Source organism: Stenotrophomonas sp. PD6, assembly GCF_049199305.1.
Lineage (GTDB): Bacteria > Pseudomonadota > Gammaproteobacteria > Xanthomonadales > Xanthomonadaceae > Stenotrophomonas.
Map to the genome: position 1 here is coordinate 511,573 of NZ_JBLZQD010000002.1, position 17,119 is coordinate 528,691.

Consider the following 17,119-nt stretch of genomic DNA (forward strand, 5'->3'; position numbering starts at 1 on the left):
CATGACAACGCGGTTGTCCCCGATGATCCTGGCCGGCCTGCTGGCCGCCTGTTCGCCGTCGGCGCCCACCGCCACGCCTGCGCAGCCGCTGGACACCACCGAGCAGAAGCCACCGGTGGCCGACCCCGGCCAACCGGTGGTCTCGGGCAACACCCCGGCCGCAGCAGATGTCGCTGCGGTGGCGGGGCTCAACGCGCAGTTCGACCCGGCCCGCGATCCGGTCGCGGACCTGGCCACGGCCAAGGTCGAGGCCCAACGCGGCGGAAAGCGCATCGTGCTGGACGTGGGCGGCGAGTGGTGCTCCTGGTGCCACCTGCTGGACGCGTTCATCGAGGGCGATGCGGAGATCCGCAGCTTCCGCGATGCCAACTACGTGTGGATGAAGGTGAACTACAGCGAGGACAACGAGAACGCCGCGTTCCTCGCGCAGTTCCCGCAGATCAAGGGGTACCCGCACCTGTTTGTGCTCGATGCGCAGGGCAAGCTGCTGCACTCGCAGTTCACCGGCGAGCTGGAGGCCGACAAGGGCCAGCCGAAGGGCTACAACCGCGAACGGTTCTTTGCCTTCATGAAGGAATGGGCGCCGCCGAAGGCGCCTTGACCGAACGAAGCATGCCGCGAACTTCGCGGCATTTTTTTTGTGCGCGATCACATTCCAGCCATTAAGGCAGCGGACTAACAGTCCGCTCTACCAGTCCGCTCTACCAGTCCGCTGTAAAGATGTCGCGCCCACTGCCGCTAAGTCCAAGGACCTCAAGGATTGAACGCATGCAGCCCGGCGCCAGCGACAGCACTTCCGAGACCCTCATCGACGCACCGGCCGGCGTGACCCTGCCGCCGACGGACGTGCTGCTGGACGATCATTCGGCGCACGACGCGGCCAGCGAGGCCGACACCCCGGCGCCCGGCGCCACGCTCTACCGCCTGCCGCTGGTGTCCGTACCCGACAACCTGCCACTCCGGGCGGCCGTGCAGAAACTGGTTGAACAGAAGGCCCAGCTCGACCAGCTTGCACGCACGCCGGCGCTGGCCGGCCTGCTGCCCGCCGAATGGCAGGGCAATGGCACGCGCGGGGTGGACCTGCAGAGCTTCGTGCTCTCGGTGCTGCCCTACCTGCACAACGCCACCAAGGCCGAGACCGCGCCTGCGCGGCTGCCGCTCAAGCACGTGCTGGGCGACAGCGGGCGCTGGGACCAGAACGACGTGGCCGAGCCGAAATCATTGGCGTTCTTCCTGGCAAGTGACGACCGCGCCACTGCGGGCGTGAAGGATCCGGCGGAGGCCTATCTGGTCGCGCCACTGGGGCTGGCGTGGGCGCACGAGGGCAGGACCCGCCCTGGCTTCCTGCGCCAGATGGGGTATCCCAGCATGGCCGCGCGCGTGCACGTGCTGCCCTATCCGGAGCCGGGCCAGCTGGCGCTCTACCACGTGGTGGCCAACGGCATCGCGCAGGTCTGGTGCGTGCTGGACCGGCGCAAGCTGCGCCCGTTGCTGGCGCCGTGGCTGAGCGTGCCGTTGCTGACCGCCTACGGCGTTCCTGCGCCCACCCCGTGGCCGGCGTCCTATCCGTCGATCGACGAGGTCGCGCGGGTACTGGCCACCGTGCGCACGGGCAAGGGGCCGGTGGAAGTGGATCTGCCCAAGGTCGTTGCCAAGATCGCCGAGGACGCATCGGGCGAAACCTGGATGCCGGTCAGCCTGCTCCAGGTCGGCACCTGGGCACCGCGCTGGCGCTATTTCCTGGCCACCTTCATCGCGCTGCCCGCGGCCCTGCTGGTGATCGCCGCGCTGGCCCTGCCAGGTGCGCTCGAAGCGGCTGCAGTGGCCGCCTCGCTCGGCCTGGCCGCCGGCGCCATTGGGGCCTTGGCCGCACCGTGGGTGCATGCGCAGCGAAAGCACCTCAGCTGAGGATCAGCCCTCGTCCATCTTCTGCAGGCCCTCGCCAGCCAGGCGCAGGATCAGTGTCTCCAGCAGCTGCTCCTCCTCCTCGCTGAGCACCGACATCAGCTTGCGGGTGATCTCGATCACCAGCGGGGCGATGGTCTCGTAGACCTCGAAGCCGGCCGCCGACAGCGCCAGCACCGAACGGCGGCGGTCGTCGCCATGGGTTTCACGCTTGATGAAGCCGCGCTCGAGCAGTCTGGCCACGGCCCGGCTCACCGCGACCTTGTCCATCGCCGTGCGGTCGGAGACCTCGCTGGCCGAGGAGCCCGGGTACAGAGCCAGGATGGTGATCACCCGCCATTCGGGAATCGCCAGGCCGTAGCGGTCCCCATACAGCTTGGCGATGTTGCCGCTGACCCGGTTGGACAACACGCTGAGCCGGTACGGCAGGAACTGCTCAAGATCGAGCAGGGCGTGCGTGGCGCGGATGGTCTGGCTGCTGGGATCGGGTGGGCTCATGCTGCGGTGCACCTTGATGGTGGTTTCATGTGAAACTATAACCTTCTTTCCGGACTCCGCATTCTCGCGGGTCTGCCTTCCGCCCGCACCTGGTTTTTTCCGGGGGTGGGCCGCTTCGGAGCCACGTCATGAGCAGCCAGCCCGCAACCGCGTCGCACGCCCCCAACCTGGGCATGCAGGTCACCACCTTCGAGAACCCGATGGGCATCGATGGGTTCGAATTCGTTGAATTCGCCGCGCCGGCCGGACGTGGCGCCGAACTGCACGACTATTTCCGCAAGATGGGCTTCACCGCCGTGCTGCGCCACAAGCAGCGCGCCATCACCGTGTACCGCCAGGGCGGCGTGAACTTCCTGGTCAACGAAGAGCCGGATTCCTTCGCGTCGGACTTCGCCGACAAGCACGGCCCCTGCGCGTGTGGCTTCGCGATCCGCTTCCAGAAGCCGGGCGACGAAGTGCTGAAGATGGCGCTCGGCAACGGTGCCGAAGCGATCGACTTCAAGCCGGACACCAGGGCCGTGCCGGCGCCGATCATCAAGGGCATCGGCGACTGCATGCTGTACCTGGTGGACCGTTATGGCGCCGCCGGCAGCATGTTCGACACCGACTACGCGCCGATTGAAGGCGTCGACCAGAACCCTGTCGGTTTTGGCCTCACCTTCATCGACCACCTGACCCACAACCTGTACTTCGGCAACATGCAGAAGTGGTCGGACTATTACGAGCGCCTGTTCAACTTCCGCGAGATCCGCTACTTCGACATCAAGGGCCTCAAGACCGGGCTGGTGTCCAAGGCGATGACCGCGCCGGACGGCATTGTGCGCATTCCGCTCAACGAGTCGTCCGACCCGAAGAGCCAGATCAACGAATACCTGGACGCCTACAAGGGTGAAGGCATCCAGCATATCGCCTGCTTCACCGACAACATCTACGAGACCGTCGAGGCGATGCGCGCGCAGGGCGTGGACTTCCTGGATACGCCGGAGACCTACTTCGATGTGATCGACATGCGCGTGCCGGGCCATGGCGAAGACGTGGCGCGCCTGGCGAAGAACAAGATCCTGATCGACGCCGACCCGGAGACCAAACAGCGCAAGCTGCTGCAGATCTTCACCACCAACTGCATCGGCCCGATCTTCTTCGAGATCATCCAGCGCAAGGGCAACGAAGGCTTCGGCGAAGGCAACTTCACCGCGCTGTTCGAAAGCATCGAGCGCGACCAGATGAAGCGCGGCGTGCTGTAATCGACCAAAACGGATCCCCGACCATGTCCACCCCCCTCGAATCACGCGGCTACCAGACCGGTTTCGGCAACGAGTTCGCCAGCGAAGCGGTGCCCGGCGCGTTGCCGGTGGGGCGCAACTCGCCACAGCGGGTGGCGCATGGGCTGTACGCCGAGCAGCTGTCGGGCACGGCGTTCACCGCGCCGCGCGGCCGCAACCGCCGCAGCTGGCTGTACCGGATCCGTCCGGCGGTGACGCATGGGGAATTCCAGCCCTACGCACAGCCACACCTGCACGGCGATTTCGCCCACGGCGCGGTATCGCCCAACCAGCTGCGCTGGGACCCGCTGCGGCTGCCCACCGTGCCCACGGACTTTGTCGACGGCCTGTACACGATGGGCGGCAACGGCTCGCCCGACGCGCATGGCGGCGTGGGCATTCACCTGTACGCGGCCACGGCGGACATGCAGGGCCGCTACTTTTACGATGCCGACGGCGAGCTGCTGATCGTGCCGCAGCTGGGCCGGTTGCGCCTGCTCACCGAGCTCGGCGTGATCGATATCGAGCCGCAGCAGATCGCCGTGATTCCACGTGGCATGCGCTTCCGGGTCGAACTGCCGGATGGCCAGGCGCGCGGCTATATCTGCGAAAACTTTGGTGCGCTGCTGCAGCTGCCCGACCTGGGCCCGATCGGCTCCAATGGTCTGGCCAATCCGCGTGATTTCGAAACGCCGCATGCGGCCTACGAAGACGTCGATGGCGCGTTCGAGCTGATCGCCAAGTTCCAGGGCCAGCTATGGCGGGCCGATATCGACCACTCGCCGCTGGACGTGGTGGCCTGGCACGGCAATTACGCGCCCTACCGCTACGACCTGCGCCGCTTCAACACCATCGGCTCGATCAGCCATGACCACCCGGATCCGTCGATCTTCCTGGTGCTGCATTCGCCCAGCGATACCGCCGGCACCAGCAATATGGATTTTGCGATCTTCCCGCCGCGCTGGCTGGTGGCGCAGGATACCTTCCGACCGCCGTGGTTCCACCGCAACATCGCCAGCGAGTTCATGGGGCTGATCCACGGCGCCTACGACGCCAAGGCCGAAGGCTTCGTGCCCGGCGGCGCATCACTGCACAACAGCATGAGTGGCCATGGCCCGGACGCAGCCACGTTCGATAAAGCGTCCGCTGCCGACCTGAGCAGGCCGGACGTCATCAAGGACACCATGGCCTTCATGTTCGAAACCCGTGGCGTGATCCGTCCGACCGCGCAGGCGATGGACGCGGAACACCGCCAACGCGGTTATCAGCACTGCTGGCAAGGCCTGAAGAAGAATTTCCCGGCCTAGTATTTTCAGTAGTGATGGCGAAGGGCGGCGATCTGTACGATTCCGCCCGCTACGCGGTAGACCATCCGATGCTCAAGATCGATCCGCCGCGACCACCAGCCGGATCTGTCGAAGCGAAGCAGCTCCGGCTTTCCAATGCCCTCGAAGGGCGTGCGCATGATTGCCTTGATCAGGCAATTGATCCTCTCCGCTTTGCGCCGATCGATCTTCTGCCACTGCAGGTAGTCCTCCCACGCCTCGTCGGAGAACTGCAGGATCATTCGATCAGCTCACGCACCGTGCCACCACCGGCCTCAAGCTGTGCAATGGCCGACGCAAGGCGCGCGGCATTGGCCGGGGAGCGCAGCAGGTAGGCCGTTTCCTCGATCGAGCGATAGTCCTCGAGGGACATCATCACGACGGCTTTCGAGCCACTGCGGGTGATCACGACGGGTGCGTGATCGTTGATGACGCGATCCATGGTTTCCGCCAATGCGGCGCGTGCCGCGCTGTATGTCAGGGTCTGCATGATTGATCGCTCCGCCACAGGTGTACAGAAAATTGTACATATCGATTCGCAGCGGTCAATTGATGCATGCACTGGGCGCCGCCAGTGTCTGCAGAAGCCTCAGCCCGCCACCACGCCCGCCTGCTCCAGCTGGGCCAGATGCGTCTCCGGCAACACCTCGAACAGGCGCTGGCGAACCCGTTCGCAATAACCGGCGGAGGTGAGTCCGGGCAGTGCCTCCAGCGACGCATGCAACGCCGACACGACCTGTTCATCGCTACGGGCCTGCTGCAGGTTGTACAGCAGCGCGGCGGCCTGCGGGTGGCGCTGCAGCTCGAGAATGCCCAGCAGGTAGATGCGCGCGGACACCAGCGAGCGCCGGCGCTCCGTCACCGGTGCGCCAGCGCCCGCTGGGGGCAGGGTCGCGGGCGGCGTGGGGGCGGGCCCGGGCTCGGGCGGAGCGGTGGAGACCAGATAACCGCTCTGGATCAGTTGGATCACCATGGCCGACGCCTCCGGCCCGATCATGGCGGAGAGCTGGGCCAGGTCACGTTGGCCGTCGCACAGGATCAGCAGGCGTCGCTGGCGCATATCCAGTGGCGCACGGTGGGCCTGCAGGGCGTCGCGGGCGAGTTCGGTCTTGCGCGGTTGCATGGGCGTGGGGTCGAAGCGGTGCAGGCCGAGCCTGAACGCCACAGGTGTAACTGTGATGACAGACACGATTGCATGCACGGGCTGCACGCGCGCCACGCTAGCCTGCGCCCCACTCACAGGAGAACGTGCACATGAAGCAGCTGGGAAGCGTTTTGGCGTTGGGCATCGCACTGGGACTGGCGGGCTGTGAGCGCGCCCCGGAAACCCCCTCGGCAGACACGCAGGCAGCCGTTCCGGCATCTGCACCGGCAACCCCCGCTGCGACGGAAGCCGCGGCTTCCGCGCCGGCAGCCGACACCGGCGCACAGGGGCCGGCGCGCCTGGACGGGTACGGACCGTTGACCCTGGGCAGCACATTGGACGAGGTGCGCGCTGCCTGGAAGGAACCGTTGCAGGGCGAGGTACCCGACGACTACTGCCACGCGCTGCGTCCGCAGGGCGCGCAGGCTGACGATGTGATCCTGATGATCGAAGGCAAGCGTCTGGTCCGCTATGACGTGCGCAACGATCGCACCGTGGCGCCGGGCGGCGGCAAGGTCGGCATGTCGCTGGGGCAGTTGCAGACGCTGTATCCGGATCGCGGCGACCTCACCCCCCACAAGTACGACGAGCGCGGCCACAACCTGCGCGTGCGCCCGGCAGCCGAGGGCGGGGCACTGATCAACTTCGAGATCAATGGCGACGGCAATGTCACCGCCTGGCGGGTCGGCCAGACCCCGCAGGTGGACTACGTGGAAGGCTGCTCCTGAGCCGGCGCGGGGGGCGGCCCGCCGGCCCCCGCTTCCAAGCTTGCCCGTTGAGCCCACCGTGGCCCTAGAATCGGGCCACGTCACCCTGGGGAACGCCTGATGATTGCCGCCACTGTCTGGTTCCTGCTTGGCCTGCTGCTGCTTGCATTGGGTGGCGACTCGATCGTCAAGGCGGCCTCCGGGCTGGCGCAGCGGTTCGGGGCATCGCCGTTCGTGGCCGGACTGCTGCTGGTTGCCTTCGGTACCTCGCTGCCCGAACTGGTGGTCAATGGCCGTGCCTTCGTTGTCGGCGCGGAGGAACTGGCGCTGGGCAACGCGATAGGCAGCAACATCGTCAACGTGGGCCTGACCCTGGGCATGGCGGCGCTGGCCGCCCCCTTGCTGGTGCGGGCGCGCCTGCTGTCGCCGTTGCTGGTTCTGCTGGCGGTCGCCAGCTTGGCGCTGATCGTGTTCGGCCTGGACGGCGTGGTGACGCGGTGGGAAGGCGGCCTGCTGTTGCTGGGCTTCGTGGCCACCGTGGTGTTCCTGTTGCGCCGCGCGCCGCGGGAAGCCGAGCCGGTACGCGAGGCCATCGCTGCCTATGCGATGACGCGTACCGGCCTGTTCCTCAATGTACTGCGCGTGGTGTTCGCGGGTGTCTGCCTGTATTACGGCGCGCGCTGGATCGTGGCTGCCGCGCCGGTGATGGGCGCGGGGCTGGGCTGGTCGCCGGTGCTGGTGGGCCTGTTACCGGTAGCGATCGGCACGGCACTGCCGGAAGTAGCCGCGGCGATCATCGCTGCGCGCCGCGGCCAGGGCGACATGGTGTTGGGCCACGTGATCGGCTCGAGCCTGTTCAACCTGCTGGTGGTGGTGGGCGGCATGGCCGCGCTGCGCCCGCTGACGCTGCCCGAGTCGTTCGTGAAACTGGAACTGCCGGCGGCCATCGCCTTCGTGCTGGTGCTGTACCCGATGCTGCGCGGCGACCTGACCATCAGCCGACGGGAGGGTGGCATTTTGCTGTTGGCGTTCGTGGGCTGGGTGGTGCTGGAGCTGGCGTTGATTGGGTAGAGCCACGCCATGCGTGGCTTCGCGGTGCAGGAACGAAGAGCAGCCACGCATGGCGTGGCTCTACCGGCTTGTTCCGCGACGTATTAGAGCTTTTATTCCTTGGGGGCGGCTGGATCCGGGCGCGTGGCGACGCGTTCGTCGGATGGGCGCTCGTCGACTATGGTGGCGCGGCGCGTGGCGACGCGTTCGTCGGAAGGGCGCCCCTCGGTCTCAAGGCGCGGGCACGGCGGCGGCAACTGCTCTTCCTTCGCCGTCTCATGCCCCGGCAGCGTCGGGCGCTTTTCCATCATCAACGACAACGCGGCCTTGGCCATCATGTGCGCGCTGATCGGCGCGGTGATGAACAGGAACACGGTGATCAGCAGCTCGCGCGGCTGCGGATCCTCGCCAAGGAAGATGTGGTACAGCACCGAACCGGCCAGCACGCAGCCCACGCCCAGCGTGCTGGCCTTGGTCGGCGCGTGCAGGCGCTTGAAGAACGTGGACAGCTTCACCAGCCCCAGCGCACCCACCAGGATGAAGAAGCAGCCAAACAGCAGCAGCAGCGACAGGGCGACCTGGATGAAGGTGATCATTCCACGATGTCCCGGCGCAGCACGAACTTGCTCAGCACCACGGTGCTGCCGAAGCCGAGCATGGCGATCACCAGCGCTGCCTCGAAGTACACCGCCGAATTGAGGTACATGCCGAACAGCATCAGTTCGGCGATCGCGGTCACCGACAGCGTGTCCAGCGCCAGGATGCGGTCCGGCACGGTCGGGCCGCGTAGCAGGCGCCAGGTGGCCAGCAGCATGGCCAGGCCGACCACATGCATGCACACCGCCATCGTGGTCTGGATGAAGGTGAAACCGGTCATGGGAAAATCTCCATCAGCGGGGCTTCGTAGCGGGATTTGATCTGCCGGATCAGTTCGTCCGGATCGTCCAGATGCAGCACGTGCACCAGCAGGTAGCGGCGGTCGTCGGACAACGCGGCCGAGACCGTGCCGGGGGTCAGCGTGATCATGCTGGTCAGCGCGGCAATGCCGTGGATGTTGGCGATGTCCAGCGGCAACCAGATGAAGCCGGGATGGATGCGGCGCTCCGGGCCCAGCACCTGGATCGCCACCCGGATGTTGGACACCAGGATGTCCCACAGGGTCACGCAGATCAGCTTCGGCACGGGGCGCAGCGAGCCGATACGGGCGAACTCACGGTCCAGCCGCGCGGCAAACAGCGGCACGCCGACGCCCAGCACCATGCCAAGCAGAATCTGGCCGAGGGTGAAGCTGTCGGACATCAGCACCCAGAACCCCATGACCATCACGCTCAGCGACGGGGAGGGGAACACGCGGCGGTAGAGGGAACGTCGGCGCGTCATGGCTGGCGGATCTCCGGCGTGGTCGCGCGCAGCTCGCCGACATAGTCCTGCGGCTGCAGCAGCTGGGTGGCCATGGCGTCGGTGTACTGCATCAGCGGGTTGGCGAACACGCTCATGCCGATGCCGTAGCAGAGCAGCAGCGCGGCGGCGAACAGTTCAACGGTCCGCGTGGGCGCCTTGCGGGGCGGCGGCACGCCTTCTTCCACCGCCGGCACGCGCCAGAACAGGCGGATGCCGCCGCGGGTGATGCCCACGATCACCATCAGGCTGCTGCCCAGCACCGCCGCCCAGACCACGCCGGTATACGGCGCGGGCATGCCGGCCAGCAGCGCCGCCTTGGCCAGGAAGCCGGACAACGGCGGCAGCCCGGCCACCGACACCGCGGCGATCAGGAACAGCACGGCCGGCGTTTCCTTGCCCGGCATCGGCGCGATGATTTCCTTGCGGTCGCTGGCGCCGCCGCGACGGCGGCGGATCAGGTCGGCGACCAGGAACAACGCGGCAGCCACGAACGTACTGTGTGGCAGGTAGTACAGCCCGGCCGACAGTACCTGCGGGGTGCGGATCGAGAAGGCGATGAACAGCGTTGCCGCCGACACCACCACCAGATAGGAGATCAGCACGCGCAGGCGTGCGGCGGCCAGCACGCCCAGGGCGCCCAGCACCAGCGTGGCGATGCCGGCCCAGAGCAGCCATGTGCTGCCATACCCGGCCATCGGGCCGGCATCGGCGCCGAACCACAGCGTGCTGACCCGCAGCACCGCGTACAGGCCCACCTTGGTCATGATCGCGAACAGCGCGGCCACCGCCGCCGGTGCGCGCGCATAGGCTTCGGGCAGCCACAGATAAAGCGGCATCAACGCGGCCTTGCTGCAGAACACCAGCAGCAGCAGGCCCAGCGTGGCCTTGACCAGAGTCAGGTGGCTGGCCGGCACCTCGGCGATGCGCTGGGACAGCTCGGCCATGTTCAACGAGCCCAGCGAGGCATACAGCAGGCCCAGTGCGATCAGGAACAGGGTCGAAGCGGTGACGTTGAACACCACGTAATGCAGGCCGATGCGCATGCGCAGGCCGCGCCCGCCGCTGAGCAGCAGGCCGTACGAGGCGATCAGCATCACCTCGAAGAACACGAACAGGTTGAAGATGTCGCCGGTGAGGAAGGCGCCGTTGAGGCCGACCAGCTGGAACTGGAACAGGGCATGGAAGTGCGGCGCGCGGCGGTCCCAGCCCGAGCAGGCATGCAGCAGGCAGGGAATGGCCAGCAGCAGGGTGGTGAGCAGCATCCAGCTGGACAGGCGGTCGCCGACCAGGGCGATGCCCAGGCGCGAGGGCCAGTCACCCAGCAGGTACACCGCGATGCTGCCATCGGCGGTCTGCGCGAACAGCAACCCTACCGCCGCGGCCAGCGCCGCCAGCGTGGTCCACGCCACGCTGCGTTGCACGGTGGGCCCGTAGCGGCGGTGTTCGACGAACAGGGAACACGCGGCACCAAACAGCGGAATCAGGATGGGCAGGATCACCGCATGGTTCATGCGCCGCCCTCCCGGCCGGGGGCGGTGTCGCGGTTGGGGTCGGACTCGTCCTCTTCTTCCTCGTGCGCATCGACGTGGTCGCTGTGGTTGTCGCTGCGGCTGCGCATGGCCAGCACGATGCTCACCGCGGTCATGGCGAACGCGATCACGATCGCGGTCAGCACCAGTGCCTGCGGCAGGGGGTCGGTGTAGTTGCCCAGATGGTAGTCCAGGCCTTCCTTCAGCACCGGGGCCTTGCCGGTGACCAGCCGGCCACCCGCGAAGATCAGCAGGTTGGTGGCATAGGACAGGAAGGTCATGCCCAGAATGACGTCGAAGCTGCGCGCGCGCAGCAGCAGGTAGATGCCGATCGCGCTCAGTACGCCGATCGCGCTTGCCAGGGCCAGTTCCATCAGTGCATCTCCCCGGTACGTGCCGAACGACGGTTGGGATCGATCTCGCCCTTGCGGGCGTTGCGGGTGCGCGAGGGCTTGATCGTGCCCATCATCGACAGCACCAGCATCGCGCCACCGAACACCACCAGGTACACGCCGGTATCGAAGCCGATCGCGCTGGCCAGCGGCACCGTGCCGATCAGCGGCAGCTCAAGATCCACGTGGCCGCTGGTGAGGAAGGGCACGCCGAACAGCATCGATGCACAGCCGCTGACGATGGCGATCAACAGGCCCGCGCCGATGCAGCGGATGTAGTCGAAGCCGAAGCGTGACTCCACCGACGTGGTGCCTTGGATGACGTACTGGATCAGCAGCGGCACGGCCAGCACCAGCCCGGCGATGAAGCCGCCGCCGGGCGCGTTGTGGCCGCGCAGGAACAGGAAAATCGACACGGTGAGTGTGAGCGGGAACATGATCTGGGCGAGATCGGCCGGCACCGGCAGCTTGATCGGCGGGCCCGGCATGATCTGCTCCGGTGCCATGCGCGAGCGCCGCAGCATGGCGTGCACCACCAGGGCGGCGATGCCGAACACGGTGATCTCGCCGAAGGTATCGAAGCCGCGGAAGTCCACCAGGATCACGTTGACCACGTTCTCGCCGTAGGCCTCGGGCAACGCCCGGGCGAGCATTTCGCCGGCCATGGTATTGGGCGGCAGGGTCATGGCGCTGTACGCCATCGCCGCCAGACCGCCGCCACCGATCACCGCGATCAGCGCGTCGCGGCGCTTGCGCCAGCGCGACTTCTCCGGCGGCGACTCCACCGGCAGGTAGTTCATGCCGAGCAGCATCAAGACCAGTGTGACCATTTCCACCAGCAGCTGGGTCAGCGCCAGGTCCGGCGCGGACAGGAACACGAAGGTGAGCGACACCATGAGCCCCACGCCACCCACCACCAGCACCGCCAGCAGGCGCTGCCGGTAGACGAACAGCGCACCCAGCGCGCAGCACATCATCACCAGCCACAGCGCCCAGCCCAGCAGCGGAATCGGCTGCGGCGAGGGCCAGTTGGGCGAGACCGGGTTGGCGACGAACGGGGCGGCCGCGACCACGATCGCCACCACCACCAGCGCCATCAGCATGCGCTGCAGGCTGCCGTTGGCCAGGCCCTGGGTCAGCCGATGGGCGAAACCGAACACCAGGTCCAGCTGCTTGTGGAACAGGTTGCGGCCGGTGGTGCGGATGATCACCGCATGCAGGTCGATCAGTTTGCGCAAACCGAAGTACAGCGCGATGCCACCGAGCACGCCGGCCAGGCTCATCATCAATGGCAGGTTGAAGCCGTGCCAGATCGACAGGCTGTAGGCGGGCATGGCCGGGCCCAGGATCGACGATGCGGCGGCATGCAGCACCGGTGCAACGGTGATCGCCGGCGCCACGCCGACTGCCACGCACACCACCACCAGGATCTCCACCGGTACCTTCATGAAGCGCGGCGGCTCATGCGGTACGCGGTCCAGGTCATGCGGGCCCTTGCCGAAGAAGGTGTCGTGCACGAAGCGCAGGCTGTAGGCCACGCCGAACACGCCGGCCAGCAGCGCGGCGATGGAGACCGCGATGCGCATCGGCTCGGGGCCCTGCGCGGTGATCGCCTCGGCGAACAGCATCTCCTTGGACAGGAAGCCGTTGAGCAGCGGAATGCCGGCCATGGCCAGCGAGGCGATGATCGCCAGCGCGCTGGTGAAGGGCATCAACCGGCGCAGGCCGCCCAGTTTGCGCATGTCGCGGGTGCCGGTTTCGTGGTCGATGATGCCCGCGGCCATGAACAGCGAGGCCTTGAAGGTGGCGTGGTTGAGGATGTGGAACACGCCGGCCACCACCGCCATCGGCGTGGACAGTCCGAACAGCAGGGTGATCAGGCCCAGTTGCGAGATCGTGGAGTAGGCGAGCAGGCCCTTCAGGTCATGCTGGAAAATCGCGTTCCAGGCGCCGATCAGCAGGGTTAGCGCGCCGATCCCGCTCACGGTGTAGAAGAACAGCTCGCTGCCGGCCAGCGCCGGGTGCAGGCGCGCCAGCAGGAACACGCCAGCCTTCACCATGGTGGCCGAGTGCAGGTAGGCCGACACCGGGGTGGGCGCGGCCATCGCATGCGGCAGCCAGAAGTGGAACGGGAACTGCGCGCTCTTGGTGAAGATGCCGGCCAGGATCAGGAACAGCGCCCACGGATACAGGGCATGGGCACGGATCACCTCGCCGGCAGCCAGCACCACGTCCAGTTCGAAGCTGCCCACGATGCGCCCGATCAGCAGCACGCCGCCGAGCAGGGCCAGGCCGCCGCCACCGGTGACCACCAGCGCCATCCGCGCGCCCTCGCGCGCGTCCTGGCGGTGCGACCAGAAGCCGATCAGCAGGAACGAACTGATGCTGGTCATTTCCCAGAACACCATCAGCAGCAGCAGGTTGCCCGAGAGCACCATGCCCAGCATGGCGCCCATGAACAGCAGCAGGTAGCAGTAGAAGCGGTGGGCGCTGTCGCGGGGGCTCAGGTAGTAATGCGCGTACATCACCACCAGCGCGCCGATCGCCAGCACCAGCCCGGCGAACATCCAGGCCAGCCCGTCCAGGCGCAGCGAGAAGGCCAGTCCGATCTGGGGCAGCCATTCGCCGAAACTGCGCACGACGCCGCCGCCGAGGATGTCGGGGGTCATCGTGGCCAGCAGCACCAGCCCGCCCACGGGAGCGGCCGCGGCAAGCCAGGCGGCGGTGGCGCGCGATGTGCGGCGGAAAATGGCGACCGCCGCTGCCAGCAGGAAAGGCAGGGCGAGCAGCAGGAGCAGGCTAGGATTCATGCAGGGAATACGCGATTCACGAGCAGGCCGTTTAGTCTAACAGGCAGGCATTTGTCGCCGATACACCCGATTACGCCACCAATTGCATGCAACGTGCGTGATTCATTTTTTCAGGGCAAAAAACCACCCCATTCGGGACCCGTTCGGCCCGTATGGAAATGTCGTCGTGACTTTGCCGGTTCTGGCCCATCGAACGGCCTCGGCCCAGTAACGACGGGGCCTGAAAGTCGATGAGAGCTGGCTGCAGCATGAATGGGGCGCGGCGGGAGATGAGCATCCACAGCGATGCTGGAGGCGCGGGTGTGCAGCCCCAGTGAGCATCCATTTCGTTCAGGTTCGCATCGCAACACAACACCGGGGGGATGCCCGGCACCGCCAACGCATAACGCCGGGCTCTGCCCGGCAGGCCTGATCAATACCGCCAACCCATCCTGCGATACAGCTTGGCCAGCACCCAGGCCGGCCCGATCAGCAGGTAGGTCAGATCGGTCAGGAAGCTGGGCTTGCGGCCCTCGTACTTGTGCCCGACGAACTGCGCGATCCAGGCCACGACGAACACGCCGATGCCCAGCCACAGCAGATTCTGCAGGCCGATCTCGGCCTCCAGCAGGCGGCACAGGCAGCCGAACACGAAGAACATGACCAGCATGCCGATGCCCAGCGGCCGCGACAGCCGGTTGTAGAAGCACCACGCGCCAAACATCGCGAAGGCGGCCCAGATACCGTTCTGGAACCAGGTGATCAGCGGTGGCAGGCACCACAGCAGGGCCACCACCGACCACAGGATCGCCGGTACCGCCACCACATGGATGCGCTGGTTCAGCGTATTGCGGTGGTCGTCAGAGTAGCTGGCGAAGTAGCGGTCGATGGGCCGCACAAGCTGGGTGGTCGTGGACATTGAGCCTCCGGAGTCCGCACAGGATACCCCGCCACCGGCGCGGGTAGAGCCGGGCGCTGCCCGGCTCCACCCACCGATCTCAATCTACCGAGATACCCGCCAGACGCTGCAGCGCCTCGGCGTACTTGGCGCGGGTGCGCTCGATGATCTCTGCCGGAATGCTCGGGCCCGGGGCGGTCTTGCCCCAGTCCAGGGTTTCCAGGTAATCGCGGACGAACTGCTTGTCGTAGCTCGGCGGGCTGGTGCCCACTTCGTACTCGTCGGCCGGCCAGTAACGCGAGGAATCCGGCGTCAGCATCTCGTCCATGATGTACAGGCGGCCGTCGGCATCGGTGCCGAACTCGAACTTGGTGTCGGCCAGGATGATGCCGCGCTCGCGGGCGTAATCGGCGGCGAACTTGTAGATGCGCAGGGTGGCGTCGCGCACGCGCTCGGCCAGGTCCGCACCGACTGCCTTCACCATCGCATCGAAGTCGATGTTCTCGTCATGGTCGCCCACGGCGGCCTTGGTCGAGGGGGTGAAGATCGGTTCGGGCAGCTGCTCGGCCTGGCGCAGGCCGTCGGGCAGCTCGATGCCGCTCACCTTGCCGGTTCGCTGGTAGTCCTTCCAGCCGCTGCCGATCAGGTAGCCGCGGGCGATGGCTTCCACCGGTACCGGCTTGAGCTTGCGGGTGACCACGGCGCGCTTGGCATACAGCGCCGGGTCCACGCCCTCGGGCAGCACGCTGGCCACGTCGATGCCGGTGAGGTGGTTGGGCATCAGGTGCGCGGTCTTGGCGAACCAGAAGTTCGACACCTGGCAGAGCATTTCGCCTTTGCCCGGGATCGGATCGGGAAGCACCACGTCGAAGGCCGACAGACGGTCGGTAGCGACCATCAGCAGGTAGTCCCCCGGCGGAGTGCCGGCGGGCAGCCGTTCGCGCGGAATGTCGAAAACATCACGCACCTTGCCGCGATGGCGCAAGGGCAGGCCGGGGAGATCGGATTGCAACAACGTGGTCGGCACGGGCACTCCTGAGGCTTCGTCGAGACAGCTGTCCAGGGCACCCGGAGGGCCCGCAGAGACAGCGGGCGGCCTAGTGTAAAGCGGGTTGGGCCCGCTGTGACGTAAAATGAGGTTCCTTTGTTGACACGGCCGCCCAGACCCTCCATGCGCTGGTACGGAAAACTGCTCGGATTCATCGCTGGAGCGCTGCTTTTCAGGCCCAATCCGCTGTTCGGGGCCGTGATCGGCCTGCTGATCGGCCATGCCTTCGATGCCGACTGGTTCCGCCTGAACAGGGAGAACCCCTACCGCGAGCTGGGGCTGACCTCCGAGGCCACCGACGCCGAGGTCGACCTGGCCTACCGCCGGCTGATGTCCCAGTACCACCCCGACAAGGTTGTCGGCGCCGCCCCGGAGCTGCGCCAGCAGGCCGAGCGCAGATCGCGCCAGCTCAACGCTGCCTACGACCGCATCAAGACCCTGCGCAAGCGCTGAGCGCGCGCGGCCCCCTCTCTACGTCCTCAAGGCACCGGCCATGTCCAACTGCATCATCGCCCCCTCCATCCTGTCCGCGAACTTCGCCCGTCTCGGCGAGGAAGTGGACAACGTGCTTGCCGCCGGTGCCGACTGGGTGCACTTCGACGTGATGGACAACCATTACGTGCCGAACCTGACCATCGGTCCGATGGTCTGCCAGGCCCTGCGCAAGCACGGCGTGACCGCGCCGATCGACGTGCACCTGATGGTGGAGCCGGTGGACCGCATCATTCCGGACTTCGCCGAGGCCGGCGCGACGTACATCAGCTTCCACCCCGAAGCCAGCCGCCACGTCCATCGCACCATCCAGCTGATCCGCTCGCTGGGCTGCAAGCCGGGCCTGGTCCTCAATCCCGGCACCCCGGTGGACATCCTGGACTGGGTGCTGGATGACCTGGACCTGGTGCTGCTGATGTCGGTCAACCCGGGCTTCGGCGGCCAGGCCTTCATTCCCTCGGCGCTGGACAAGCTGCGCGTGGTACGCCAGAAGATCGATGCCAGCGGCCGCGACGTGCGCCTGGAGATCGACGGTGGGGTCAAGGCCGACAACATCGGCGCGATTGCCGCCGCCGGTGCCGATGCCTTCGTGGCCGGCTCGGCCATCTTCAACGCGCCGGTCAGCTACAAGGACGTGATCGACCAGATGCGCCACAACGTCGCCAAGGCGCGGGGCTGA

Annotated in this window: 20 protein-coding genes; 8 read left to right on the forward strand and 12 right to left on the reverse strand. The window is 66.8% G+C overall.

The genetic code is table 11. The features are described 5' to 3' along the window. Positions 1 to 22 precede the first annotated feature (22 nt). Complete coding sequence (locus ACOZHM_RS05065; protein ID WP_421568115.1) at positions 23 to 601, forward strand: thioredoxin family protein; 579 nt, start codon at positions 23 to 25, stop codon at positions 599 to 601. Positions 602 to 768: 167 nt separating this feature from the next. Further along, positions 769 to 1,908, forward strand: a complete 1,140-nt coding sequence (locus ACOZHM_RS05070) for a hypothetical protein (RefSeq protein WP_421567919.1) — start codon at positions 769 to 771, stop codon at positions 1,906 to 1,908. Positions 1,909 to 1,911: 3 nt separating this feature from the next. Here the strand turns inward: ACOZHM_RS05070 and ACOZHM_RS05075 are convergent, their stop codons facing one another. Beyond that, entirely contained in the window at positions 1,912 to 2,403 is a 492-nt protein-coding gene (locus ACOZHM_RS05075) for a MarR family winged helix-turn-helix transcriptional regulator (protein WP_421567920.1), read from the reverse strand. Between the two features lie 128 nt (positions 2,404 to 2,531). Between ACOZHM_RS05075 and hppD the strand changes: the two genes are divergently transcribed. Both hppD and hmgA read left to right on the forward strand, forming a co-directional pair. Further along, positions 2,532 to 3,647, forward strand: coding sequence for a 4-hydroxyphenylpyruvate dioxygenase (gene hppD, locus ACOZHM_RS05080; protein ID WP_421567922.1), 1,116 nt, complete (start codon positions 2,532 to 2,534; stop codon positions 3,645 to 3,647). A 23-nt stretch (positions 3,648 to 3,670) separates the two neighbouring features. Further along, a complete protein-coding gene (gene hmgA / locus ACOZHM_RS05085) occupies positions 3,671 to 4,972 on the forward strand; it encodes a homogentisate 1,2-dioxygenase (protein ID WP_421567924.1) in 1,302 nt (433 codons plus the stop codon). A gap of 5 nt (positions 4,973 to 4,977) precedes the next feature. Here hmgA and ACOZHM_RS05090 read toward each other — a convergent pair whose 3' ends face one another. The 3 genes from ACOZHM_RS05090 to ACOZHM_RS05100 all read right to left on the reverse strand — a co-directional run bounded on the left by ACOZHM_RS05090 (position 4,978) and on the right by ACOZHM_RS05100 (position 6,113). Continuing rightward, entirely contained in the window at positions 4,978 to 5,232 is a 255-nt protein-coding gene (locus ACOZHM_RS05090) for a Txe/YoeB family addiction module toxin (RefSeq protein ID WP_421567925.1), read from the reverse strand. Next, positions 5,229 to 5,480, reverse strand: a complete 252-nt coding sequence (locus ACOZHM_RS05095; RefSeq protein WP_421567926.1) for a type II toxin-antitoxin system Phd/YefM family antitoxin — start codon at positions 5,478 to 5,480, stop codon at positions 5,229 to 5,231. Before ACOZHM_RS05095 ends, ACOZHM_RS05090 begins: the two co-directional genes overlap by 4 nt. A gap of 99 nt (positions 5,481 to 5,579) precedes the next feature. After that, complete coding sequence (locus ACOZHM_RS05100) at positions 5,580 to 6,113, reverse strand: hypothetical protein (RefSeq protein ID WP_421568116.1); 534 nt, start codon at positions 6,111 to 6,113, stop codon at positions 5,580 to 5,582. Between the two features lie 131 nt (positions 6,114 to 6,244). Here ACOZHM_RS05100 and ACOZHM_RS05105 point away from each other — a divergent pair, with 131 nt between their 5' ends. Beyond that, positions 6,245 to 6,862: a hypothetical protein gene (locus ACOZHM_RS05105; protein WP_421567927.1), complete on the forward strand. Its 618-nt coding sequence runs from the start codon at positions 6,245 to 6,247 to the stop codon at positions 6,860 to 6,862. Positions 6,863 to 6,961: 99 nt separating this feature from the next. Further along, positions 6,962 to 7,912, forward strand: a complete 951-nt coding sequence (locus ACOZHM_RS05110) for a sodium:calcium antiporter (protein WP_421567928.1) — start codon at positions 6,962 to 6,964, stop codon at positions 7,910 to 7,912. 92 nt (positions 7,913 to 8,004) lie between these two features. Here the strand turns inward: ACOZHM_RS05110 and ACOZHM_RS05115 are convergent, their stop codons facing one another. The 8 genes from ACOZHM_RS05115 to ACOZHM_RS05150 form a co-directional block, all read right to left on the reverse strand. Continuing rightward, positions 8,005 to 8,487 carry a Na+/H+ antiporter subunit G gene (locus ACOZHM_RS05115; protein WP_421567930.1) on the reverse strand — a complete coding sequence of 161 codons (483 nt, stop codon included), beginning with the start codon at positions 8,485 to 8,487 and terminating at the stop codon, positions 8,005 to 8,007. After that, a complete protein-coding gene (locus ACOZHM_RS05120; RefSeq protein WP_068854300.1) occupies positions 8,484 to 8,768 on the reverse strand; it encodes a K+/H+ antiporter subunit F in 285 nt (94 codons plus the stop codon). Before ACOZHM_RS05120 ends, ACOZHM_RS05115 begins: the two co-directional genes overlap by 4 nt. After that, positions 8,765 to 9,271: a Na+/H+ antiporter subunit E gene (locus ACOZHM_RS05125; protein ID WP_421567931.1), complete on the reverse strand. Its 507-nt coding sequence runs from the start codon at positions 9,269 to 9,271 to the stop codon at positions 8,765 to 8,767. Before ACOZHM_RS05125 ends, ACOZHM_RS05120 begins: the two co-directional genes overlap by 4 nt. Next, positions 9,268 to 10,803, reverse strand: a complete 1,536-nt coding sequence (locus ACOZHM_RS05130) for a monovalent cation/H+ antiporter subunit D (protein WP_421567932.1) — start codon at positions 10,801 to 10,803, stop codon at positions 9,268 to 9,270. The genes ACOZHM_RS05125 and ACOZHM_RS05130 overlap by 4 nt, the downstream gene beginning before the upstream one ends. Next, positions 10,800 to 11,195, reverse strand: coding sequence for a Na+/H+ antiporter subunit C (locus tag ACOZHM_RS05135; RefSeq protein WP_421567933.1), 396 nt, complete (start codon positions 11,193 to 11,195; stop codon positions 10,800 to 10,802). Before ACOZHM_RS05135 ends, ACOZHM_RS05130 begins: the two co-directional genes overlap by 4 nt. Beyond that, positions 11,195 to 14,023 carry a monovalent cation/H+ antiporter subunit A gene (locus ACOZHM_RS05140; RefSeq protein ID WP_421567934.1) on the reverse strand — a complete coding sequence of 943 codons (2,829 nt, stop codon included), beginning with the start codon at positions 14,021 to 14,023 and terminating at the stop codon, positions 11,195 to 11,197. The genes ACOZHM_RS05135 and ACOZHM_RS05140 overlap by 1 nt, the downstream gene beginning before the upstream one ends. Before the next feature lie 412 nt (positions 14,024 to 14,435). Next, the gene (locus ACOZHM_RS05145) at positions 14,436 to 14,921 is read right to left on the reverse strand and encodes a DUF962 domain-containing protein (protein WP_421567935.1); all 486 of its coding nucleotides are present in this window, start codon (positions 14,919 to 14,921) and stop codon (positions 14,436 to 14,438) included. A 79-nt stretch (positions 14,922 to 15,000) separates the two neighbouring features. Next, a complete protein-coding gene (locus tag ACOZHM_RS05150; protein WP_421567936.1) occupies positions 15,001 to 15,927 on the reverse strand; it encodes a phosphoribosylaminoimidazolesuccinocarboxamide synthase in 927 nt (308 codons plus the stop codon). A 144-nt stretch (positions 15,928 to 16,071) separates the two neighbouring features. Here ACOZHM_RS05150 and ACOZHM_RS05155 point away from each other — a divergent pair, with 144 nt between their 5' ends. Beyond that, a complete protein-coding gene (locus ACOZHM_RS05155) occupies positions 16,072 to 16,401 on the forward strand; it encodes a J domain-containing protein (RefSeq protein ID WP_392922671.1) in 330 nt (109 codons plus the stop codon). A 40-nt stretch (positions 16,402 to 16,441) separates the two neighbouring features. Further along, on the forward strand, positions 16,442 to 17,119 hold the full coding sequence (rpe, locus tag ACOZHM_RS05160) for a ribulose-phosphate 3-epimerase (RefSeq protein ID WP_311183026.1): 678 nt from the start codon (positions 16,442 to 16,444) through the stop codon (positions 17,117 to 17,119).